This window comes from Mesorhizobium sp. M7A.F.Ca.AU.002.02.1.1 (genome assembly GCF_003998535.1).
In the GTDB taxonomy this organism is placed as follows: Bacteria; Pseudomonadota; Alphaproteobacteria; order Rhizobiales; family Rhizobiaceae; genus Mesorhizobium; species Mesorhizobium ciceri.
The window spans coordinates 1-2,859 of sequence record NZ_RZPB01000761.1 but is presented as its reverse complement, the minus strand read 5'-3'; the positions used below and the strand labels follow the sequence as shown (position 1 = coordinate 2,859).

General features: G+C 61.9%; 3 protein-coding genes and 1 pseudogene. 2 read left to right on the top strand and 2 right to left on the bottom strand.

Annotated elements, in window-relative coordinates; genetic code table 11:
* Both EN879_RS30825 and EN879_RS30820 read right to left on the bottom strand, forming a co-directional pair.
* Positions 1-222: pseudogene (locus EN879_RS30825) on the bottom strand (ABC transporter permease); the annotation flags it as partial.
* On the bottom strand, positions 219-1,721 hold the full coding sequence (locus EN879_RS30820; RefSeq protein ID WP_063169854.1) for a sugar ABC transporter ATP-binding protein: 1,503 nt from the start codon (positions 1,719-1,721) through the stop codon (positions 219-221). The gene EN879_RS30820 and the pseudogene EN879_RS30825, both read right to left, overlap by 4 nt.
* Before the next feature lie 324 nt (positions 1,722-2,045).
* Here EN879_RS30820 and EN879_RS30815 point away from each other — a divergent pair, with 324 nt between their 5' ends.
* Positions 2,046-2,720, top strand: coding sequence for a GntR family transcriptional regulator (locus EN879_RS30815; RefSeq protein WP_013528167.1), 675 nt, complete (start codon positions 2,046-2,048; stop codon positions 2,718-2,720).
* Between the two features lie 19 nt (positions 2,721-2,739).
* A partial coding sequence (locus tag EN879_RS30810; RefSeq protein ID WP_127274476.1) for an L-rhamnose mutarotase occupies positions 2,740-2,859 on the top strand: 120 nt, incomplete at its 3' end.

The window sequence follows — 2,859 nt, the reverse complement described above, 5'->3', positions numbered from 1 at the left end:
GGTCATGCCGACGACGACGATGCCAACGATAGACATCGAGGTCAGGACGTTGAGCAAATTGCCTGACGTGAAGAAGGCGGGGCTGACGAGGGAGCCGTAGAGCATCACGGCGACGATGGCGAAGGCGAGCCCCGCCTTCGACAGGACATCGACAAGCCTGCTGCCACGCGTAAAGCGGTCGTTGCGGTTCACGCCACCGATCTCCATGGCCGCTTCGCTCAAGCCATCTCCTCCCCGGTGGCCAGCGCCATGATGCGCTCCTCGCTCAATTCGCTGCGCAAGAGAGGCTCGGAGGCATAGCCATCGCGCATCACCACCACGCGGTCGCAGACTCCGAGGATTTCGGGCAGTTCCGACGAGATCATCACGACCGCCATGCCGCCGGCGACGAGTTGGCCGATGATGTGGTGGATCTCGGCCTTGGCGCCGACGTCGACGCCCCGCGTCGGCTCGTCGAGGATCAAGGCCGAAGGTTTGGCGGCAAGCCATTTGGCGATGACCGCCTTCTGCTGGTTGCCGCCCGACAGAAGGCTGATGCGCCGTTCGCCGTCGGGCGGTGAAATCGAAAACTGCTTGACCGAATCCCGGGCAAGCGCGCGATCGGCGCTGCGGCTGATGCGTCCGAAACGGGTCAGGCGGCGCAGGATGGGCAGGCTGATGTTTTCCCGGACCGACATTCCAGGCACGACGCCATCGCCCTTGCGATCTTCCGGAACATAGGCAATGCCTGCCCTGACCGCCTGGGATGGCGAGTTGATCGAGACCTCGCGTCCGTTGACGCTGACCGTGCCCTCGACAAGCCGCGACAGGCCGAAGATTGCGCGGGCAACCTCGGTGCGGCCAGCGCCCACCAAGCCGGTCAAGCCCAGTATCTCGCCGGCGCGCACTTCGAAGCTGACATCGCGGAAGCGCTGTCCGTCGCTGATATGCTCCACGCGCAACACGGACTTGCCGATCGCGGCCGGACTTTTCGGGAAGACATTGCTAACTTCGCGACCGACCATCAGCCTGATCATATCGGCAGCCTTTATGCCCTTGATCGGACGCGTCTCGATCATTGAGCCATCGCGCAGCACCGTCACCTCATCGGCGATTTCGAGCACCTCCTTCAGCCGATGGCTGATGTAGACGATGGCGATGCCGTCATCGCGCATCTTGCGCAGGATCCGGAACAGCGCCGCCGTCTCATGCTCGCTGAGGCTGGATGTCGGCTCGTCCAGCACGATGATCCTCGGCTGCGCCGCATAGGCCTTGGCGATCTCGACGAGCTGCTGCTGGCTGATAGAAAGGTTGCCGAGCCGTTCACGCGGATTAATGGCCGCTCCGAGCTCGTCGAGGACGGCAGCCGCCGCCCTGACCATCTCGCGCTTGCGCAGAAAGGTCCATTTGCCGGGCATGCGGCCGAGATAGACGTTCTCGGCGACGGTCAGGTGGGGGACCAGATTGATTTCCTGGTGCACCATGCGGATGCCGAGCGCCTGGGCGTCGGCGGGCCGGCGCATGCGCACCTCGGCGTCACCGACTTTGATCGTGCCGCTGGTGGGCGCGTAGGATCCGTTGAGGATCTTCATGAGCGTCGATTTGCCGGCGCCGTTCTCACCCACGACCGCATGAACGGTGCCGAATTTCACGGCAAAATTGACGTTGGACAGAGCCTTCACGCCTGGAAAGTTCTTGCTGATGCCTCGCATATCCAAGGCGCAATCGGCGGCGACGGTCATATCTGGCTAGGTTCCTCCTGGCGGCCGGCCGGTGCGCTACATCGGCCTTCGATATGTTAGTATAATAGCGCTGCAAACGCAGTTCGGGCTTCTTCGAACAAGCTTGAATGGCCTGCGCTGTTGAAGATCCAAGCCTCAGTCCCGGACTGAATTTTCCATCGTTCATCCTCACTATTGCACTAATATAACAGTTCTGGCAAGCTGGATTCCGGCGGGTCGTCATGACGTCGTGCGTCACCGACCCCCACGCTTGTATTGGATGCGTTCCAATTGACATTCTAGTATTATCTGGCCATTTCTGGTGAACGAAGACACGGATTTGCAATGGACCTGGATCCTTCGACGCTCAATCGGGCTCTTCCGCTCCGCGATCAGATCTACCACAAGATCCGCAACCTGATCGTCGTCGGGCAGTTGAAGCCGGGAGAGGTCATCAACGAGGTCGCCATCGCGGAGGCCCTGGGGGTGTCTCGCACCCCCGTTCGCGAAGCGGTCAAGCGCATCAGCGACGAGGGCCTGGTCAAGATCCTGGCGCAGACCGGCACCTATGTTGCTCCGATCAGCCGGGCCGACCTGGAAGAAGCCTATGTCATCCGGCGGGCACTGGAGATGGAAAGCGCCCGACGCGCGGCCGCCAAGTTCACAGCGGCAGCCAGCGAATTGCTGGAAGACAACATGGCGGCGCACCGGCTTGCCATATCCCGCGGCAGATATGCCACCGCGATACAACTCGACGATGTCTTCCACCGCACCATAGCCGAGATCTGCGGCCTGCCGATGATCTGGAGAGCCGTCGACATCTCGAAGGCACAGATGGATCGCGGGCGCTATCTCGCTATCCCAAGACCGGGTTATGGCGAACAGACGATCGAGCAGCACGAGGCCATTTTCGACGCGCTGAAGCGCCACGACGCCGAGGGTGCGGCACGGGCCATGGAACATCATCTCGAGACGTCGTTCCGCAACACGCTCGAAGTCGCCGCCGACCTTCTCGGCTGAAGCCCCGCGAGCAACCAGCATGCAAAGAATGGGACTTTGTATCGGCGTGAAAGCCGAGGCGATCGCGGACTACAAGCGCGTCCACGCCGCCGTCTGGCCCGAAGTGCTCGACGTCATCAGCCGCGCCAACATCCGCAAC